Annotated in this window: 1 protein-coding gene; it reads right to left on the bottom strand. The window is 46.1% G+C overall.

Annotated elements, in window-relative coordinates; genetic code table 11:
* The coding region (locus tag L0M85_RS10090; RefSeq protein WP_238656946.1) for a hypothetical protein at window positions 1–317 on the bottom strand (317 nt) is incomplete at both ends.

The raw sequence follows: 317 nt of genomic DNA on the forward strand, positions 1-317 counted from the left end.
TAACCTTGCCGTCTGGTGACTTAGCATCTACTGAAGCTGCTGGTTGACCATTTTCATCAAGGAGGGTAATCGTATCCTTGTCGATTGGCGCAACTGGATCACCTTCTGTGAAGGTAACAGTACCAGTTTGAACAACACCTTGAGGTGCCACTGATTCAGCAGGTGTCGCTGTCGGTGTTACAGGAGTTACTGTTGGTGTGTACTTACCTGTTACTGGTGTACCATTCTTATCTACACGTTTCACAGTTACGCCTGTTCCTGCTCCTGTGAATGATTTTTCTGGAACAAATGTAACAGTTCCATCTGGAGCTACTGTG

It is taken from the genome of Streptococcus sp. DFI.7.26, assembly GCF_022240605.1.
Taxonomy (GTDB): Bacteria; Bacillota; Bacilli; order Lactobacillales; family Streptococcaceae; genus Streptococcus; species Streptococcus xiaochunlingii.